The sequence below is a fragment of the Geodermatophilus marinus genome (assembly GCF_003428645.1).
GTDB lineage: Bacteria > Actinomycetota > Actinomycetes > Mycobacteriales > Geodermatophilaceae > Geodermatophilus.
In genome coordinates, this window is sequence record NZ_QVQH01000011.1 from 24,525 (window position 1) to 42,728 (window position 18,204).

Below are 18,204 nucleotides of genomic sequence, written 5' to 3' on the forward strand. Positions count from 1 at the left end.
GCGACCGGGTACGGGAGGGGAGTGGAGCGCATGCGCAGCGAACCGCCCAGTACCGGCACCGGGCTCCGCACCGCCCGCTGACCGACCCGTCCTCCTCCTCGCACACGCGGGGTGGGACCGGGACGCCGGCCGCGCGCGGTGCCGGGCCCTGACGCGTCCCCCGCCCCCGCGTCCCCCCGGGAGTCCCGTCGTGGCCGACCGCCGCCGTGCGCCCCTCACCGCCCTGTCCAGCCTGACCCGCCGCCCGCGGCCCGCGCTCACCCTGGCCGCGCCCGCCCCGGCGCCCGCCCCCGCGCCGGACCGGCGGCCGTCCCGCATCGTCGACAACGCCGTGTACTCCTCGGGCCGCCGCGTGGCCACGCCGGACTCCGTGGCCGAGAGCCACGAGTGGCTGGCCGAGGACGACGAGCGCCTGGTCTGGCTCGGGCTCTACCGCCCGGAGCCGCGGGAGCTCGGGGAGCTGGCCGAGCTGTTCGACCTGCCCGAGCTCGCCGTCGAGGACGCCATCACCGCGCACCAGCGGCCCAAGTTCGAGCGCTACGGCGACACGCTGTTCGTCGTCCTCAAGGCCGCCCGCTACCTCGACGCGACCGAGGAGGTCGAGTTCGGGGAGCTGCACCTGTTCCTGGGTGCCAACTTCGCCATCTCGGTCCGGCACAGCGAGTCGCCGGACCTCGCCCGGGTGCGCCGGCGGCTGGAGAGCCAGCCGGACCTGCTCGACAAGGGCAGCGAGGCGGTGCTGTACGCGGTCCTGGACGCCGTCGTCGACGGGTACTCGCCCGTGGTCGCGGGCCTGGCCAACGACATCGACGAGATCGAGACCCAGGTCTTCGGCGGTGACCCGCGGGTGTCGCGGCGCATCTACGAGCTGTCGCAGGAGGTGCTGGAGTTCCAGCGCGCCGCGCAGCCGCTGACCGGGATCCTCGCCGCCATCTCGGCCGGATTCGACAAGTACGGCGTCGACGAGGAGCTGCGCAGCTACCTCCGGGACGTCGCCGACCACGTCGCCAGCGTCACCGAGCGGGTGGAGGCCTTCCGGCTGCAGCTGCGCGACATCCTCACCGTCAACGCCACCCTGGTCGCCCAGCGGCAGAACGAGGAGATCCGGGAGCTGACCGAGGCCTCGATCGCCCAGGGCGAGGAGGTCAAGAAGATCTCGGCCTGGGCGGCCATCCTGTTCGCCCCGACGCTGGTGGGCACCGTGTACGGGATGAACTTCGAGGACATGCCCGAGCTGGCGTGGCACCTGGGCTACCCGTTCGCGGTGGTGCTCATGATCGGGGTCAGCCTCACGCTGTACGCCGTCTTCAAGCGCCGCGACTGGATCTGACGCCGCCGTCCCGGTCCCCTCCGCCGTGACCGGCCCCCTCCGCCGTGATCATGGGGTTCTTGCCGGGTGGCGCACCGTCGTCGGCGTGTCGGCGGGCGAGATGCCCATGATCACCCGAAAGGGCGGGGAAGCGGGGCGGTCGCGCGGCGCGCGGGGAACAACCCGGTGGCCGGCCCGGTTATCCTGGGTGCACAACTACACAGGGGGTGAATGGTCTCGACTTCGGTCGTTCGACCAGGGGAAGCGAGCCGAGGAAGGCAACGATGACCTCGTTAACCATGCGTTGCGACACAACAAGTGCCGCTGATAAGCGCACTGACTACGCTCTCGCTGCCTGATCGCAGCTAGGCGTGTCTGTCAGCCCGGGTTCGTCATCGGCCCGGAATCTGGCATCAGCTAGATGACTCACCGTGCGTGCCGGTCGCGGGTACGTGCGGGACACCTCACAGCGACTGGGCCCGTCACACCGACCCGTCCGTGGGATCGGTGGGGCCGAGCAGAGACACAGCGGACTGCGCTCGGAGAAGCCCTGGTTCTGCGTCGAAGGACGCGGGTTCGATTCCCGCCACCTCCACCCCGGGGTCTCGGCGAGATGCCGGGACCGCAGCTGGCGACACAGGGGCCGGCGGCCACTGCTCACGCGGTGGCCGCCGGCCTCTTCGCATGCCGGGGCTTCTCGTCGCGTCAACGGGCGCCGCAGCCGCCTGGCGTATCGACCCGACGATGGAGCCGCACGGGTCAGGCGTCTGCCGTCTGCGGGGGCGCTGACAGCCTTGTGCCGAGCAGCTGGGCATGTCTCGGCGTAGTGGATGTCTGCGACGTCGACCATGCCCGTCCTCCAGGCGGCGAGACCGACTGTCGAGCACGTGCCGTAGGGCCGCTGTGCGGACGGCTCCACCCGGGCGTTCCCGGGGTGCTGGCGCAAAGGCGGCACCTTCGTTCGCGAGACGGGCCCGGGGCCACCGCACACGGAGGTAGGCCCGGTCCTCGCCAGGTCCGCTGTGCGTGCGGCGGTGCACGGCGCCGCGGCGGCGGAGTTGTGGGTCATGTCCCCGGCGGGGGTACGGCGCGCTGACCTCGTGCTGCCCCTCCCGATCGGCCTGGGCGCCATGTGTGTTGGCTGCGTTCCGGCGGAACAACCGGTCGTGGCGGCGGGCGCTGACCTACGCGCCGCGCGCGCCGCTGCCGCCGCAACGGCCGCACCGGTACGTGGTCCGATCCGACCACGCCGCGGCCGCCGGTGGTTGGTCGCTTCGGGCGATGAGGCGCCGCGCCCGCATTCCTAGCGTCGGAGGGCGTCAGGAACATCAGTGGAACCCGGGGAGGCACCCCATGTCCGTCATCATGATGATCGACAACCCCCACGGCTCACAGGAGATCTACGAGCGGGTCGCGGCCGGCCGGACCCTGCCGATCGGCGGCAGCGTGCACCTGGCCGGGCCGGGCCCGCACGGCGGCTGGCGCGTGATCGACGTGTTCGACAGCGAGGAGGAGGGGCGCCGGTTCGTCCGCGACGAGCTGGCCCCCGCGCTGCGCGCCGCCGGGGCGCAGGGTCCGCCGCCGCCCGTGGAGTTCTGGCCGGTGTACCGCTGCGTGACGGGGGTGCCGGCGTGACCGCGACCACGTCCCCGGGACGGCCGAGCCACACCGCCCGGCCGTCGCCGTCGATGCGCTCGGCGGGGTACGCCCGGGGCCCCGGGCCGGGCTCGTGGAGCCGCCCGCGGCGGCTGCTGGGCGCGGCGATCGTGGCCGTGGCGCCGCTCGTGCTGCTCGGCGGCATCCTCTACCACCCGTTCATCGCCGACCTGCGGCACAAGCACGACGTGGCGGCCGCGCTGACCGCGTCGACGACCCGGTGGTCCATCGCGCACCTCGTCGCGGCCGTCGGCTCGGCGCTGGTCGCGCTCGCGTTCCTCGCGGTCGCCACGGCGCTGCGGCAGCGGGGCGAGTGGCGGTGGAGCGGCCGCGCGGTGCCGTTCGTCGTCGTCGGCAGCACGCTGTTCGCGCTGCTGCCCGCGATGGAGATCGGGGTGCTGGCGGCCTCCCTCGCCGGCGCCGACGCCGAGGCGGTGCTGATCGAGCTCGAGCCCTGGTTCCGGCCGGTGCTGCTCGGTTCGGCGGCGGTCTTCGCCGTCGGTGTGGCCTGCGCGGCCAGGGCCGTCGTGCGCGCCAAGGTGCTCGGGCGGGCGCTGACCGCGGTCGTCGTCGGCGCCTTGGCGGTCACCGCGGTGTCCCGCTTCCTCCCGTTCGGGGCGGCGCTGGTCGTGGGCGCGGCCGCGCTGGTGGTCGGCCTGCTGCCGCTCGCGGGCACGGTGGCGGCACGGCCACCGGTCCCGGCCGGGCCGGGCTGACGGCGGGACTCCGGGCCAGGCTCCGGCGGATCGGCCCGATCCACCGGAGCCTGGCCCACACCCCTGGACCGGCCGGTCCGGTCGGCGGTTTCATGGGGTGGGGAGACGGATGACGCTCGCGGAGAAGCTCACGACGGCGCGGGAGGCGGTGGCCGCCCGGGAGTGGGCGCGGGCCTACGACGCGCTGCGCGCCGCCGACCGGGACGGCGAACTGGGTGCCGACGACCTGGAACGGCTGGCGCTGGCGGCCTACCTGAGCGGGCACGACGAGGCCCACGAGGACGCGATGGAGCGCCTCGTGCACCGGCTGGACGAGGCGGGTGAGGCCCGCCGCGCGGCGAGGAGCGCGTTCTGGCTGGCCCTCGCCCTGCTCCTGCGCGGCGAGCCGGCCCGCGGCGGCGGCTGGCTGGCCCGCGCCCAGCGCACCCTGGCCGAGGCGGGGAACCCTCCGTGCCCGGAGCAGGGCCTGCTGATGGCGGCGATGGCCCTCCACCACCTGGGCGTCGGGGAGAGCGAGGTCGCGTCGGACGTGTTCGACCAGGTGGTCGCCATCGGCCGGCGCTTCCGTGATCCCGACGTCACCGCCTTCGGCTTCTGCGGCCGCGGGCAGGCGATGATCGCGGGGGGCCGGCGTGACACCGGGCTGCGCCTCCTCGACGAGGCGATGGTCGCCGTGACGGCGGACGACGTCTCGCCGGTCACCGTCGGCATCGTGTACTGCGCGGTCGTGGTGACCTGCCACCAGGCCTTCGACCTGCACCGGGCGCGCGAGTGGACGGGCGTGCTCAGCCGCTGGTGCGCCGCCCAGCCGGAGCTCGTGCCCTACCGGGGACAGTGCCTCGTGCACCGCGCGCAGGTGCTCGCGATGGAGGGCCGCTGGCCCGAGGCCATGGAGGAGATGGCCCGGGCACGGCAGCGGCTGGCCGATCCGCCCGGCCAGCCGGCGGTCGGGATGGCCTGGTACGAGACCGGGGAGCTGCTCCGGCGACTGGGCCGGCACCCCGACGCTGAGGACTGCTACCGGCGGGCGAGCCAGCACGGCCACTCGCCGCAGCCCGGCATGCTCCTGCTGCGGCTGGCCCAGGGCCGCGGCGCGGAGGCCCGCTCCGCCGTCGACGCCGTGTTGGCGACCGCGACGACCGCGGCCGACCGCTGGGCGTTGCTCGTCGCGGCGATCGAGGTCTGCTGCGCCACCGGCGACGCGGCGGCCGCCCGCGCGGCCGCCGACGAGCTGGAGGCGCTCGCCCGGGAGCAGCCGGGCGAATGGCTGGGGGCGATCGCCACGACCGCGGCGGGCACCGTGCTGCTGGCGGAGGGGGCTCCCCGGGAGGCAGGGGCGGTGCTCGCCCGCGCCCGGGACGCCTGGCACGAGCTGCGCGTGCCCTACGAGGCGGCGCGGGTGCGGATCCTGCTGGGCGAGGTCTGGTCGGCCCTCGGCGACGCCGACGGGGCGCTGCTGGAGTGGGACGCCGCCCGCTACACCTTCGAGCAGCTCGGCGCGGTCGACGACCTCGCCCGGGTCGCCGCGCGGCTGGCGCCGGAGGCGACCGAGCGGCCCAGCGGGCTGACCGACCGGGAGCTGGAGGTGCTCCGGCTGGTGGCACAGGGGCAGACGAACCGCGAGATCGCCGCCACCCTGGTGCTCAGCGAGCACACGGTCCGGCGGCACCTGCAGAATGTGTTCGCCCGGCTCGGGGTCTCCTCCCGCGCGGCCGCGGTCGCCTTCGCCGTGCAGCACGACCTCGTCTGACCTATTCCCTTTCCGCGCGGCACGGTTCCGCCGCGCCCCGGTGCGGGGCGCGTGGCCCGTTCGGACCACGGCCGGGCCGGCAGAGTTGGTCGTCCCGGTCGATGCCCGCACCGGGTCGCGCTCCCTAGCGTCGACGGCGTCCGAGAGAGGCACGAGCACAACCGGAGGAGGCCGTCATGCGCGCCACCGACACCACCGGCCGGACGGGCCCCCGCGGCGACGCCGCGGGAGCGGGCACGATCGCCGGCATCCGCGCGAGCACGATCCACGACCTGCCGCTGACCGAGCGGCGGCTCGAGGCCGCCGGCATCCCGACCGCTGTCCTGGAGGGCGGCGAGGGCCCGCCGGTCGTGCTGCTGCACGGCCCTGGCGAGTTCGCCGCCCTGTGGGGCCGCGTCGTCCCCCCGCTCACCGCGACCCACCGGGTCGTGGTCCCCGACCTGCCCGGCCACGGCGCCTCGGGGCTGCCCGGCGACGGGCCGCTGGATGCCGAGCGCTTCTTGTCCTGGCTGCGGGACCTGATCGGGCAGACCTGCCCGGGGCCGCCCGCGCTCGTCGGCCACCTGGCCGGCGGTGCCCTCGCGCTGCGCCACGCGATCGACGGCGGACCGGTGGAGCGCGTGGTCCTGGTCGACTCGAGCGGGCTGGCCATGAGCCGGCCGGCGGTGTCGTTCGCCGCGGCACTCGCCGGCTACATCGCTCACCCGACGGTCCGCAGCCTGGACCGCTTCGTCGGCCGGTGCATGTACGACTTCGACGGCGTGCGGCGCGACCTCGGGCCGCGCTGGGACCCGCTCGCGGACTACGCGCTCGCGGGCGTGCGGCAGCGCGGCTCCCGCTCGGCGGTGCTGGCCTTCGCGACCGCCTTCGGCATGTTCCCGCTCCGCCGACGCGACCTGGCCCGGATCCCGGTGCCGGTGTCGATGATCTGGGGACGTCACGACCTGCAGAACCGGCTGCAGATCGCCGAGGCGGCGGCCGCGCGGTTCGGCTGGCCGCTCGAGGTCATCGAGGACGTGCGCGACGACCCCTGCTTCGAGCGGCCCGACGCCGCCGTCCCGGCGCTGCGAGCCGCCCTGGCCCGGCCGCTGCGCCGCCACGTGCCGGCCTGATGGTCCCGGCGCGAACGCAGCTCGCGGACGTCCGGGTGACGGTCGGAGCGGGCGTTCGGCGGATCCGAACCGCCCCGGCCTCCCGGGCCCGGGGCGGTCTCGTCCCGCAGGCGGGCGCGGCCGCCCACCCGGTCCCGGACGCTCCGGCAGCCGAGGGGCCGCGATCCTGACATCCTCTCCTCGACGGCATGACGTCGGCCGGTGCCGCAGTGCCGCGCAGGCGCGGCGGACCACCACACAGGAGGGCGCATGAGCACGACGGAGGGGAGAGCCCCGGGGCAGGCCGACGAGGCGCGCCGGCGCGGCGCGTTCAGCTCCCGGCGCGTCTTCATCCTGGCGGCGATCGGCTCCGCCGTCGGGCTCGGCAACATCTGGCGGTTCCCGTACGTCGCCTACGAGAACGGCGGCGGCGCCTTCGTGGTGCCCTACCTGGTCGCGTTGCTGACCGCCGGCATCCCGTTCCTGCTCCTGGACTACGCGATCGGCCACCGCCACCGCGGCTCCGCGCCGCTCTCCTTCGCCCGGCTGCGCCGCGGCACCGAGGGCCTGGGCTGGTGGCAGGTGGGCATCTGCTTCGTCATCGCCGTCTACTACGCCGCGGTCATCGCCTGGGCGCTGCGCTACACCTTCTTCTCGCTCGACGAGGCCTGGGGTGCCGACCCCGAGGGGTTCTTCTTCGGCGAGTTCCTCCAGGCCGGGGACGTCGAGGTCACCGCCGACATCGTGCCCGGGGTGCTGGTGCCGCTCCTGCTGGTCTGGCTGGCCGTCCTCGTGATCATGGCCCTGGGCGTCCAGCGCGGCATCGGTGCGACCTCGCTGGTCTTCATCCCGGTGCTGGTGCTCGCCTTCGCCGTCCTCGTGGTGCAGGCGCTGTTCCTGGAGGGCGCTGCCGCCGGGCTCGACGCGCTGTTCACGCCCGACTGGTCGGCGCTCGCCTCGGCTCCCGTCTGGGCCGCCGCGTTCGGCCAGATCTTCTTCTCGCTGTCGATCGGCTTCGGCATCATGATCACGTACGCCTCGTACGTCGGCCGTCGCGAGGACATGATCGGCTCCGGCCTCGTCGTCGGCTTCTCCAATTCCGGCTTCGAGCTGCTCGCCGGCATCGGCGTGTTCGCCGCCCTCGGGTTCATGGCCCAGGCCGGTGGGGTCGCGGTCGGCGAGGTCGCCAGCGACGGGATCGGGCTGGCCTTCATCGCCTTCCCCACGATCATCAGCGAGGCCCCGGCCGGCGCCCTCCTCGGCGTCCTGTTCTTCGGCTCGCTGGTCATCGCCGGCGTCACCTCGCTGGTCAGCGTGATCGAGGTCGTGATCTCCGCCGTCCGCGACAAGCTCGACACCGGCCGCCTCACCGCGACGCTTCTGGTGGGCGTCCCCGCCGCGGTGCTGAGCCTGGTGCTCTTCAGCACGACGAGCGGCATCTACGTCCTCGACGTCGTCGACCACTTCGTCAACCAGTACGGCATCCTCGTGGTCGCGCTGGTCAGCATGCTCATCGTCGCCTGGGTGCTCAGAGCCCTGACCGGGCTCGGCGATCACCTCAACGTCCACGGCCGTCCCCGGGTCGGCGCGGGCTGGCGGGTGCTGGTCAGCCTGGTCGCCCCCGTGGGGCTGGCTCTCGTGCTCGTGTTCGCGCTGCGGGACGACCTCGCCGCGCCCTACGAGGACTACCCGACCTGGCTGCTGGTGGTCTGCGGCTGGGCACTGGTCCTGGCGCTGCCGCTGGTCGGCTTCCTCCTCGCCCGGCTGCCGTGGCACGCCGGGACCCACCTGGACGGGCCGCCACCCGGATCGGATCCGGCGACGCCCCTGCACGCGACCACTGCGACGGACCCGGCCCCCCGCGACCGCCCGGGGACCGGGCACGACGAGGGAGGACACCGGTGAGCGCGGCCGCGATCGTGATGATGGTGGTGGCGATGGTCGTGATCTGGGGCGGGCTCGCCCTGGCGATCACCAGCCTGCTGCGCCACGGCGCCGTCGAGGACCGCGCCGAGAACCGGCACCGCGACCGCTGACCTCGGGAGGGCGCTCGGAGGTCGGCGTCACAGGGCGACGTCCCTGATGACGACGAGCCACGGCGCGCGCGGAGGTGCTTGACGCCGAGTTGCGGCCGGCGCTTCGATCGCCCACGGACCCGAGCAGCTCCCCCTCTGACGGAGCGTCGATCACCGGCCGAGCCGCTGAGTCCACCTCACCCACGCACGCGACCGGGCATCCCGAGCGACGAGGCGGCGGGATCCCCCTCGCGACGTCTGAGTCGAGGAGACGCAGATGTCCGCACCGACCGACCCCACGTCCCGCACCACCGGCACCACGGCCACCGCCGTCCCGGGTCCCCGCACCGAGGCCGACCCCACCGCGCTGCGCCCGTTCGAGGTCCACGTCCCGGAGGAGGACCTGGCCGACCTGCGCCGGCGCCTCGCCGCCACCCGCTGGCCGTCCCGGGAGCTGGTGGCCGACCGCTCCCAGGGGGTGCAGCTCGCGGCGGTCCAGGAGCTGTGCCGCTACTGGGCGACCGACCACGACTGGCGGGCCTGCGAGGCGCGCCTGAACGCCCTGCCCCAGTTCCTGACCGAGATCGACGGGGTGGACGTCCACTTCCTCCACGTGCGCTCCCGGCACCCCGACGCGCTGCCGCTGGTCATGACCCACGGCTGGCCCGGCTCGGTGGTCGAGCTGCTCGACTCGGTCGGCCCGCTCACCGACCCCACCGCCCACGGCGGCCGGGCCGAGGACGCGTTCCACCTCGTGCTGCCCTCGCTGCCCGGGTACGGCTTCTCCGCCGAGCCCGCCGAGCTCGGCTGGGACTCGGGCCGGGTGGCGCGCGCCTGGGCGGAGCTGATGGACCGCCTCGGCTACACCCGCTACGTCGCCCAGGGGGGCGACGTGGGCGCCGCGGTCACCGATCTGATGGGCCGGCAGGCGCCCGAGGGCCTGCTCGGCATCCACGTCAACCTGCTCGTGACGGTGCTGGGCGGGCCCCCGCCGGGGGACACGGAGCAGGAGCGCGCGGCGCTGGAGCAGCTGGCCACCTTCCAGCAGAGCGGCTTCGGCTACTTCCTGGAGATGGCCACCCGGCCGCAGACGATCGGCTACGCCCTGCTGGACTCCCCGGCCGCCCTGGCGGCCTGGATGTGCGACCACGACACCGACAGCTACCACAAGATCGCGCGCGCGTTCGTCGACGGGCAGCCCGCGGGCAACCTCACCCGCGACCACGTCCTCGACAACATCACGCTGTACTGGCTGACCGGCACCGGGGCCTCGGCGGCCCGGTCCTACTGGGAGGACGGCGGGGCCCGGGCGGCCGCGGCGGCCTCCGGGCAGCCCCCGCCGCCGGTCGCGGTCCCGGTCGGCTTCACCACGTTCCCCGGCGAGATCTGGCGGACGCCGCGCAGCTGGGCCGAGCAGTCCTACCCCACGCTGAGCTACTTCCACGAGGTCGACCGGGGCGGCCACTTCGCCGCGTGGGAGGAGCCCGAGCTGTTCGCCGCCGAGGTCCGGGCGGCCTTCCGGCCGCTGCGCTGACCGGACCGGGGCGCACCGTGGAACCGAGGCAGTCGCTGCTCGCCGCCCTCCGCGAGGCGATCCGCGGCCCGGGCTGGGCGCCCGGCCGCCACCTCGTCGAGGGGGGCATGCCCTCCCTCGACGGCGCCACCGGGTGGCTGAACTCCCCGCCGCTGACGACCGAGGGGCTGCGCGGCCGGGTGGTCGCGGTCGACTTCTGGACCTACACCTGCATCAACTGGCTGCGCACCGCGCCGTACCGGCGTGCCTGGCACGAGTCGTACCGGGACTCCGGCCTGGTCGTGCTCGGCGTCCACACCCCGGAGTTCGCGTTCGAGCGGGACGTCGGCAACGTCCGCCGGGCGGTCGAGGACCTGAGGATCCGCCACCCGGTCGCCGTCGACAGCGACTACGCGGTGTGGACCGCCTTCGCCAACATGTACTGGCCCGCCCTCTACCTCGTCGACGCGCAGGGGAAGATCCGGTTCACGCACGCCGGTGAGGGCGCCTACGAGGAGTCCGAGGGCGTCATCCGGCAGCTGCTCTCCGAGGTGGGTGCCGACGGCACGCTCCCCGGGCCGGTCGGCGACGAGCGGGACGTCGAGGGGCGGGGCGTCGAGGCGGCCGCCGACCGGGCCCACCTGGCCTCGGGGGAGACCTACCTCGGGGCCGACCGCACCGAGCACTTCGCCTCCCCGGAGCGCCTGGCGGTCGGCAGCTCGCGCCGCTACACCGCACCCTCCCGGCTGCCCGCGGAGCACTGGGCCCTGACCGGCGGGTGGACGGTGCAGCCGGACGCCGTGCTGCTGGACGAGCCGGGCGGGCGGATCCGCGTCCGCTTCACCGCCCGGGACCTGCACCTGGTCATGGCACCCGCCGTGACCGTCCCGGTGCCGTTCCGCGTGCTGCTCGACGGCCGGCCGCCGGGGGCCGACCACGGCGAGGACGTGGACGACGACGGCGCCGGCACGCTCACCGAGCCGCGGCTGCACCAGCTCGTCCGCCAGCGCCGCCCGGTCGTCGAGCGCACGTTCGAGATCGGCTTCGCCGACCCCGGCGTGCGGGCCTTCGCCGTCACCTTCGGCTGACTGCCCCCGGCCGACCCGCCGGGCGGTCGACCACCGCTATCGCGAGACCGAGGGGAACCCCCGCCATGACAGCAGTCGAACACGACACCGGACGGGCGATCCGCCCGTTCCACGTGGACGTGCCGGACGAGGTGCTGGCCGAGATGCGCAGGCGGATCGCCGGGACCGTCTGGCCCGAGCGCGAGACGGTGCCCGACGCGTCGCAGGGCGTGCCGCTGGCCACCATGCAGGAGCTCGCGCACCACTGGGCCACCGGCTACGACTGGCGTGCCTGCGAGGCGCGGCTGAACGCCCTGCCGCAGTTCGTCACCGAGATCGACGGGCTCGACATCCACTTCGTCCACGTCCGGTCGCCGCACGACGGGGCCTTGCCGCTCGTCGTGAACCACGGATGGCCCGGATCGGTCATCGAGCAGCTCAAGATCGTCGAGCCGCTCACCGATCCCACGGCCCACGGCGGGAGCGCGTCCGACGCCTTCCACGTGGTGATCCCGTCGATGCCCGGGTACGGCTTCTCGGGCAAGCCGACCAGCCCTGGCTGGGGTCCCGAGCGCATGGCCCGCGCCTGGGCGGCGCTGATGGAGCGTCTCGGCTACACCCGGTACGTCGCGCAGGGCGGCGACTGGGGCGCGTTCGTCGTCGACCAGATGGGGCTGCAGGAGCCTGCCGGCCTGCTCGGCATCCACACCAACATGCCGGCGACCGTGCCGGCCGACGTCGACCGGGTCCTCCTGGCCGGCGGCCCGCCGCCGCCCGGTCTCCCGGCGGAGGAGCACCGGGCCTGCGAGCAGCTGCTCAGGACCTACCGGCAGGTCGAGTACGCCCGGTACATGGCCGCGCGGCCGCAGACCCTCTACGGCATCGCCGACTCACCGGTCGGCCTGGCCGCCTGGCTCCTGGACCACAACGACGCCGACGGCCAGCCGGCCGCGGCGGTCGCCTCGGCCCTGCACCGGACCACGAGCGCTTCGGGGCAGCTGACCCGGGACGAGGTCCTCGACAACATCACGCTCTACTGGCTGACGAACACCGGCGTCTCGGCGTCCCGCCTGTACTGGGAGTACCGGGGTGGCTTCTTCGACGCCAAGGGCGTCGCCGTCCCCGTTGCGGTCAGCGTCTTCCCCGGGGAGCAGTACCAGGCCCCGCGCAGCTGGGCGGAGCAGGCCTACCCCCGCCTCGTCCACTACGGACAGGTCGAGAGAGGGGGGCACTTCGCGGCGTGGGAGGAGCCGCAGCTGCTCTCCCAGGAGATCCGGGCGGGCTTCCGATCGCTGCGCGAACCCCGCGTCCCCGAGCCGCGTGGCTGACCAGCGGCCGCCAGGAGGAACGGAGCCGACGATGTCGATCATCACGCGTGGCTTCCGGGGACGCCGCGAGGCGGCCTCCGCCGACCGGGTGCCACCGGGCCAGTACGTGACGCGGGACTTCCCGGTCCTCTCCGCGGGTCCGACGCCGCACACCCCGCTGGACCGGTGGGACTTCTCGATCGACGGGGAGGTGGACGAGCCGCGCCGGTGGACGTGGGAGGAGTTCCGCGCGCTGCCCAGCGAGGAGGTCACCCGCGACATCCACTGCGTGACCAAGTGGACCAAGCTGGACACCGTGTGGCGGGGGGTGTCGGTGGACACGCTGCTCGACGGGGTGGAGACCTCGGCCGACCACGTCGTCCAGTACAGCGACGGCGGCTACACCACGAACCTGCCGCTCGAGGACCTGCTCGACGGCAAGGCCTGGATCGCGTTCGAGTACGAGGGGGAGCCCCTCGAGCCGGCGCACGGCGGCCCGGCGCGCGTGCTGGTGCCGCACCTCTACTTCTGGAAGAGCGCCAAGTGGGTGCGCGGCCTGCGGCTCCTCGACCACGACGAGCCGGGCTTCTGGGAGGTCAACGGCTACCACCACTACGGAGACCCATGGCGGGAACAGCGGTACTGGGGCGACTGACCTGGCGGGTGGCGGACGTCGTCGACGTCCGCGCGGAGACGCCGCGGGCGAGGACGCTCGTCCTCGACGTCCCGGGCTGGGCAGGTCACCGGGCCGGGCAGCACGTCGACCTCCGGCTCACGGCCGAGGACGGCTACCAGGCCCAGCGCAGCTACTCGATCGCCTCCGCACCGGACGGGACGCGCATCGAGCTGACCGTGGTGCGCGTCGAGGACGGCGAGGTCTCCCCCTACCTGACCGGGGAGATCGGTCCCGGCGACCGGATCGAGCTGCGGGGACCCGTCGGGGGCTACTTCGTGTGGGAGCCGGCGCACGGCGGACCGCTGCTGCTGGTGGGCGGCGGCTCGGGGCTCGCGCCGCTGATGGCGATGGTCCGGCTGCGGGCCGCGGTCGGCAGCCCGGCGGAGACCCGGCTGCTCGTGTCGTCGCGCAGCGAGGAGGACGTCCTCTACCGAGCCGAGCTCGGGCGGCTCGCCGGGGGAGGGCTGACCGTGGTGCACACGCTGACGGCGTCCCGGCCGGCCGGTTGGAGCGGGTACGCGCGCCGGGTGGACGCCGACATGCTGGCCGAGGTCGGCCCCGGCCCGGCCGCGCGGCCGCACGCCTTCGTCTGCGGTCCGACGCCGTTCGTCGAGGCGGTGGCGGAGGCGCTGGTGGCCCTCGGGCACGAGCCGCAGCGCATCAGGACCGAACGTTTCGGACCGACGGGAGGGTGAGATGGACGAGGCGATGCTCGACGGCAACGCCGTCGCCGGACTGCTCCAGGACGTCTTCGCGGTGGAGACGACCACCACGATCGCGACGTGCGCCGGCTGCGGCGCACCCTCGCCGATGGGGGCGACGCAGGTCTACCGGGGCGCCGGGTTCGTGCTCCGCTGCCCGCGCTGCGAGCAGGCCATGGTGACGCTCGTCCCGGCCGACGGGCGCCTGTGGATCGGCTTCCCGGGGATCCGGACGTTGCAGGTCCCGGTCGACGACTCCTGACCGACGCCCCGGCGGGTCGACCGCGCGCCCGCTGTCAGAAGCCGCCCCCGCCGCCCCCGCCGCCGAGGCCCATCCCCGGCACGTTGCCGAACGGGACGTCGGTGTGCTTCCCGCACCGCCGGCAGATCCGGTGGTCCGGCCCCGCGGGTCGCTCGCCGTCCGGGTGCCGCTGGACGTAGGAGTGCAGCCCGAACCGGCACCGCAGCGGCTTCCTGGTCATGGACCGACGCTAGGAGCCGGCGGGCCCGCCGGGCAGGGGCGGACGGCCCTGCACCGGGCCGGCGCCGCTCCCTCCCCGGTGCTGCCGCTGCCACTCCCGCGGCGTCATTCCGTAGGCCTCCCGGAAGCGGCGGGTGAAGTGGCTCGGGCTGCCGAACCCGCAGGAGCGCGCGGTCGCCTCGACCGGGCGGCGCATCCCCGCCGGCGACACCAGCGCCGAGCGCGCCGCCTCCAGCCGCTGGCCGATGACCCACTGCTCCAGGCTGAGCCCGGCCTCGGCGAAGGCCTGGTACAGCCGGCGCACCGACACGTTGTGCGCCGATGCGATCACCTCGGGGGTCAGCCCGGGCTCGGCGAGGTGCCGGCCGACGTAGGCCCGCAGCCGGGTGAGCAGCGTCTCCTCCCGCACCGTGCGGGCGAGGTCGCCGTGCCCGGCGGCGGACACCAGCAGCGCGCGCACCAGGTCGACCGTCGCCGACCCGAGCACCGCCGCACCGGGGTCGGCGGAGAGCTCCTCCGGGCGGGCGGCCAGCCGTTCGAGGTGGTCGCGCACCAGGTCGTGCAGCGGGCTCGCACGCAGCCGCGGCGCACCGGCGCGGACGACGTCGACCGGCAGACCGAGGCGCTCGTAGGGGATCTGGAAGGCCCGGGACCCGCCGCTGCCGAGCCAGGAGAACTCGTACGGGCCGGTCAGGTCGCTGAGCATGAGCGCACCGGTGGGGACCACGGCGTCCGTGCCGAACTGGCGGAACCGGCCGACCCCGCCGGTCTGCAGGGCCAGGGCGACGACCGCCGGGCTCTCCACGCGCACGTGCCGCGCCGTGCGCACGAGGCGGAACCCCGAGGCGTCGGTGGTGAAGAGGCTGGCCGCGCCGAAGTGCCACAGGTGCATGCGCGAGCGGACCCGGTCGGCCGGGTCGAGGTGCTCGATGCGGCAGGGCACCGACGCCTGGTCGAAGGCGGCCCGGAAGGCGCTCACCCGGTCCTCCGGCGCGACCGTCGCCGTGTCCAGCAGCAGCATCGCGGGCCTCCCGCCGGAGCGGCACGGAACGGTCGGTGCGCCTCCTCGCGCCGCGCCAGCCTGGCAGAGCGGCGGGGACGGCGGAAGCGCTCCCACGCCGAGCCGGCGCCCCCTCCGCGGCCCCGGAGCGGCGTGCACCCACGGGCCAGAACCGTGCACGCACGGACCATCCCGGGCGCGCCCGCCCTGCCAGGGTCTCCTCCCGGGGAGACCGTTCCGTCCTGCTCGCCCGCGCGCGGGCCCGACCGAGGGAGACCCACCATGACCGACGCCGTCCCCGCCCCGCGCCCAGGCCCCCGCCCCGGGGGGCCGGACACGATCGTGCTCGTCCACGGCTTCTGGGTGACGCCCCGCAGCTGGGAGGGGTGGAAGGCCCGCTACGAGGCCCAGGGCTACCGCGTCCTCACCCCGGGCTACCCGGGGTTCGAGGTCGAGGTCGAGGCGCTCAACGCCGATCCGGCGCCGATCGCCGAGCTGACCCTGCCGACGATCGTCGACCACCTCGCGTCGGTGGTCGGGGCGCTGGAGCAGCCGCCGATCCTCATCGGGCACTCGGCCGGCGGCACGCTCGTGCAGCTCCTGCTCGACCGCGGCCACGGGGCCGTGGGCGTCGCGCTGAACTCCGCGCCGACCGAGGGCGTCCGGGTGCTGCCGCTGTCGCAGCTGCGCTCGACGTTCGTGGCCTTCAGGAACCCGGCCAACCGGCACCGGGCGGTGGGCCTGAGCCCGGAGCAGTGGCACTACGCCTTCACCAACACGTTCAGCGAGGAGGAGTCGCTGCGGCTCTACCGGCGCTACCACGTGCCGGCCTCCGGCCGGATCCTGTGGAGCTCGGTGCTGGCCAACTTCATGCCCGGCCCGCAGGACGCCGCGGTCGACTACGCGAACCCGGACCGCCCACCGCTGCTGTTCGTCTCCGGCGGCGAGGACCACATCATGCCGCCGAGCGTGCAGCGCTCGAACGCCAGGCACTACACCACCGGCGTCGTCGAGATCGAGGAGCACCCGGGCTACGCGCACCTGCTGCCGGCGCAGGAGGGGTGGGAGCAGATCGCCGACCACGTCCTCGACTGGGCGGTGCGGCACGCCCGCCCGCGGGCCGGGGTCACCGGCGCGCCCTGAGGTGGACGGCGTCCGGCTGACCCACGTCGGCGGCCCGACCGTCCTGGTCGAGGTGGCCGGCCGGCGGCTGCTCACCGACCCCACGTTCGACCCGCCGGGGCGGCGGTGGTCGTTCGGCTGGGGCAGCTCGTCGCGGAAGCTGACCGGGCCGGCGGTCGCCGCCGCCGACCTCGGCCCGGTCGACGCCGTGCTGCTCACCCACGACCAGCACGCCGACAACCTGGACGAGGCCGGCCGGGCGCTGCTGGCGTCGGTGGGCACGGTGGTCACCACGCCGTCGGCGGCGTCCCGGCTCGGCCCGAACGCCCGGGGCCTGCGCCGGTGGGGGACGACGGAGCTGACGGCACCCGGCCGGCCGGCGATCGAGGTGACCGCGACGCCGGCCCGGCACGGCCCCCCGCTGAGCGGGCCGGTCGTGGGGGAGGTCACCGGCTTCGCGCTGCGCTGGGCCGGCCAGGACGACGGCGTGCTGTGGATCAGCGGCGACACCGTGCTGTTCCGCGGTCTGCGCGAGGTGGCGCGCCGGCTGCGGGTCGACACCGCGCTGCTGCACCTGGGCCGGGTGCGGTTCGGCACCACCGGGCCGGTGGGCTACACGATGACCGCCCGCGACGCCGTGCGGCTGTGCCGCGAGCTGCGGCCGCGCACCGTGGTGCCGGTGCACTACGAGGGGTGGTCGCACTTCACCGAGGGGAGGGAGGCCGCGGAGCGGGAGTTCGCCAGGGCGCCGGACGACGTCCGCCGGGCGGTCCGCTGGCTGCCGCTGGGCGAGGCGGTCGGGGCGGTGACCTGACGGCGTCCCGCCGTCCGCCGGGGCCGGTCAGCGGATCCGGACGACGACCTTCCCGCGGGCCCGGCCCGCACCGACGTGGGTCAGCGCCTCGCGGACGTCGTCCAGCCCGAAGGTGCGGTCCACGTGGATGCCGACCTCCCCGGCCAGGACGAGCCGGGCCAGCGGCTCGAAGTGCGCCGGCCCCTCCCGCACGGCGAGCACCCCCAGGTGGCGGCCGGTGAGCCGGCCGGCCACCCAGCCGATCGTCAGGACGCGCAGCAGCGCGGGCACCGATCCGCCGACGCAGCGGTACCGGCCACCGGGCGCGAGGGCGCGCCGGTAGGCGAGCACCGAGCGGTGGGCGACCAGGTCGAGGACCAGGTCGTAGGGCCCGCAGCGGGTGAAGTCCTGACGCCGGTGGTCCAGGACCTCGTCGGCGCCCAGGGCCCGCACGTGGTCGAGCTTGCCGGCGTTGTCCACGCCGGTGACGTGCGCGCCGGCCCGCTTCGCGAGCTGGACGGCGAAGGAGCCCGAGCCCCCACCGGCGCCGTTGACCAGCACCCGGCGCCCGGGCCCGGCACCGGCGGTCCCCTGCAGGGCGATCGCCCCGGCCTGGGGGATGGTCGAGGCCTGCACGAAGCTCAGTCCCCCGGGCTTGTGCGCGAGCGCGGACTCGGCGGCGACGGCGTACTCGGCGAACCCGCCCGTGAGCGCCAGGTTGTCGCCGTAGACCTCGTCGCCCGGCCGGAACCGGGTGACGCCCGCGCCGACGGCGGTGACCCGCCCCGCGATGTCCGATCCCGGGGTCCGGCGGGCCGGGGAGCGCAGCCCGCCGATGCGGGCGTAGAGCGGGGAACCCCGCAGGGTCTCCCAGTCGCTCAGGTTGACCGACGTGGCGGCGACCTCGACCAGCACCTGGCCGGCCGCGGGGGAGGGGACGGGGACCTCCTCGACCCGCAGCACGGAGGGGGGCCCGTACCGGTCGCGGACGGCCGCTCTCACGCCGC

General features: G+C 75.1%; 18 protein-coding genes and 1 other RNA gene. 16 read left to right on the forward strand and 3 right to left on the reverse strand.

Going from position 1 to position 18,204, the window contains the following annotated elements:
- The first annotated feature begins 190 nt into the window (after nucleotides 1–190).
- The 14 genes from D0Z06_RS13565 (at nucleotide 191) to D0Z06_RS13630 (ending at nucleotide 14,063) form a co-directional block, all read left to right on the forward strand.
- Nucleotides 191–1,330, forward strand: coding sequence for a magnesium and cobalt transport protein CorA (locus tag D0Z06_RS13565; RefSeq protein ID WP_117377977.1), 1,140 nt, complete (start codon nucleotides 191–193; stop codon nucleotides 1,328–1,330).
- 202 nt (nucleotides 1,331–1,532) lie between these two features.
- Nucleotides 1,533–1,907: a transfer-messenger RNA gene (gene ssrA / locus D0Z06_RS13570) on the forward strand.
- 755 nt (nucleotides 1,908–2,662) lie between these two features.
- On the forward strand, nucleotides 2,663–2,944 hold the full coding sequence (locus D0Z06_RS13575; RefSeq protein ID WP_117377978.1) for a hypothetical protein: 282 nt from the start codon (nucleotides 2,663–2,665) through the stop codon (nucleotides 2,942–2,944).
- Entirely contained in the window at nucleotides 2,941–3,681 is a 741-nt protein-coding gene (locus D0Z06_RS13580) for a hypothetical protein (protein ID WP_117377979.1), read from the forward strand. Before D0Z06_RS13575 ends, D0Z06_RS13580 begins: the two co-directional genes overlap by 4 nt.
- A 109-nt stretch (nucleotides 3,682–3,790) precedes the next feature.
- Complete coding sequence (locus tag D0Z06_RS13585; protein ID WP_117377980.1) at nucleotides 3,791–5,431, forward strand: LuxR family transcriptional regulator; 1,641 nt, start codon at nucleotides 3,791–3,793, stop codon at nucleotides 5,429–5,431.
- A gap of 176 nt (nucleotides 5,432–5,607) precedes the next feature.
- Entirely contained in the window at nucleotides 5,608–6,543 is a 936-nt protein-coding gene (locus tag D0Z06_RS13590; RefSeq protein ID WP_117377981.1) for an alpha/beta fold hydrolase, read from the forward strand.
- Nucleotides 6,544–6,792: 249 nt separating this feature from the next.
- Nucleotides 6,793–8,427, forward strand: coding sequence for a sodium-dependent transporter (locus D0Z06_RS13595; RefSeq protein WP_117377982.1), 1,635 nt, complete (start codon nucleotides 6,793–6,795; stop codon nucleotides 8,425–8,427).
- A complete protein-coding gene (locus D0Z06_RS13600) occupies nucleotides 8,424–8,558 on the forward strand; it encodes a methionine/alanine import family NSS transporter small subunit (protein WP_117377983.1) in 135 nt (44 codons plus the stop codon). The genes D0Z06_RS13595 and D0Z06_RS13600 overlap by 4 nt, the downstream gene beginning before the upstream one ends.
- 256 nt (nucleotides 8,559–8,814) lie before the next feature.
- Nucleotides 8,815–10,071 (forward strand): epoxide hydrolase family protein, encoded by a 1,257-nt coding sequence (locus D0Z06_RS13605; RefSeq protein WP_117377984.1) that lies wholly within the window; start codon nucleotides 8,815–8,817, stop codon nucleotides 10,069–10,071.
- 17 nt (nucleotides 10,072–10,088) lie between these two features.
- On the forward strand, nucleotides 10,089–11,138 hold the full coding sequence (locus D0Z06_RS13610; RefSeq protein WP_117377985.1) for a thioredoxin family protein: 1,050 nt from the start codon (nucleotides 10,089–10,091) through the stop codon (nucleotides 11,136–11,138).
- Nucleotides 11,139–11,203: 65 nt separating this feature from the next.
- Nucleotides 11,204–12,445: an epoxide hydrolase family protein gene (locus D0Z06_RS13615; RefSeq protein ID WP_117377986.1), complete on the forward strand. Its 1,242-nt coding sequence runs from the start codon at nucleotides 11,204–11,206 to the stop codon at nucleotides 12,443–12,445.
- Nucleotides 12,446–12,476: 31 nt separating this feature from the next.
- Entirely contained in the window at nucleotides 12,477–13,079 is a 603-nt protein-coding gene (locus D0Z06_RS13620) for a sulfite oxidase-like oxidoreductase (protein ID WP_117377987.1), read from the forward strand.
- Complete coding sequence (locus D0Z06_RS13625; protein ID WP_117377988.1) at nucleotides 13,049–13,795, forward strand: ferredoxin reductase; 747 nt, start codon at nucleotides 13,049–13,051, stop codon at nucleotides 13,793–13,795. The genes D0Z06_RS13620 and D0Z06_RS13625 overlap by 31 nt, the downstream gene beginning before the upstream one ends.
- Before the next feature lies 1 nt (nucleotide 13,796).
- Nucleotides 13,797–14,063, forward strand: a complete 267-nt coding sequence (locus tag D0Z06_RS13630; protein WP_117377989.1) for a DUF6510 family protein — start codon at nucleotides 13,797–13,799, stop codon at nucleotides 14,061–14,063.
- A 34-nt stretch (nucleotides 14,064–14,097) separates the two neighbouring features.
- Here the strand turns inward: D0Z06_RS13630 and D0Z06_RS13635 are convergent, their stop codons facing one another.
- Both D0Z06_RS13635 and D0Z06_RS13640 read right to left on the reverse strand, forming a co-directional pair.
- A complete protein-coding gene (locus D0Z06_RS13635; RefSeq protein WP_117377990.1) occupies nucleotides 14,098–14,283 on the reverse strand; it encodes a hypothetical protein in 186 nt (61 codons plus the stop codon).
- Between the two features lie 9 nt (nucleotides 14,284–14,292).
- Nucleotides 14,293–15,303: an AraC-like ligand-binding domain-containing protein gene (locus D0Z06_RS13640; protein ID WP_117377991.1), complete on the reverse strand. Its 1,011-nt coding sequence runs from the start codon at nucleotides 15,301–15,303 to the stop codon at nucleotides 14,293–14,295.
- A gap of 261 nt (nucleotides 15,304–15,564) precedes the next feature.
- On the opposite strand from D0Z06_RS13640, the gene D0Z06_RS13645 reads away from it, so the two are divergent.
- Both D0Z06_RS13645 and D0Z06_RS13650 read left to right on the forward strand, forming a co-directional pair.
- Nucleotides 15,565–16,425 carry an alpha/beta hydrolase gene (locus D0Z06_RS13645; RefSeq protein WP_117377992.1) on the forward strand — a complete coding sequence of 287 codons (861 nt, stop codon included), beginning with the start codon at nucleotides 15,565–15,567 and terminating at the stop codon, nucleotides 16,423–16,425.
- 1 nt (nucleotide 16,426) lies between these two features.
- A complete protein-coding gene (locus D0Z06_RS13650; RefSeq protein WP_117377993.1) occupies nucleotides 16,427–17,218 on the forward strand; it encodes an MBL fold metallo-hydrolase in 792 nt (263 codons plus the stop codon).
- A 27-nt stretch (nucleotides 17,219–17,245) separates the two neighbouring features.
- On the opposite strand, the gene D0Z06_RS13655 is transcribed toward D0Z06_RS13650, so the two are convergent.
- On the reverse strand, nucleotides 17,246–18,199 hold the full coding sequence (locus D0Z06_RS13655) for an NAD(P)-dependent alcohol dehydrogenase (protein ID WP_117377994.1): 954 nt from the start codon (nucleotides 18,197–18,199) through the stop codon (nucleotides 17,246–17,248).
- Nucleotides 18,200–18,204 lie beyond the last annotated feature (5 nt).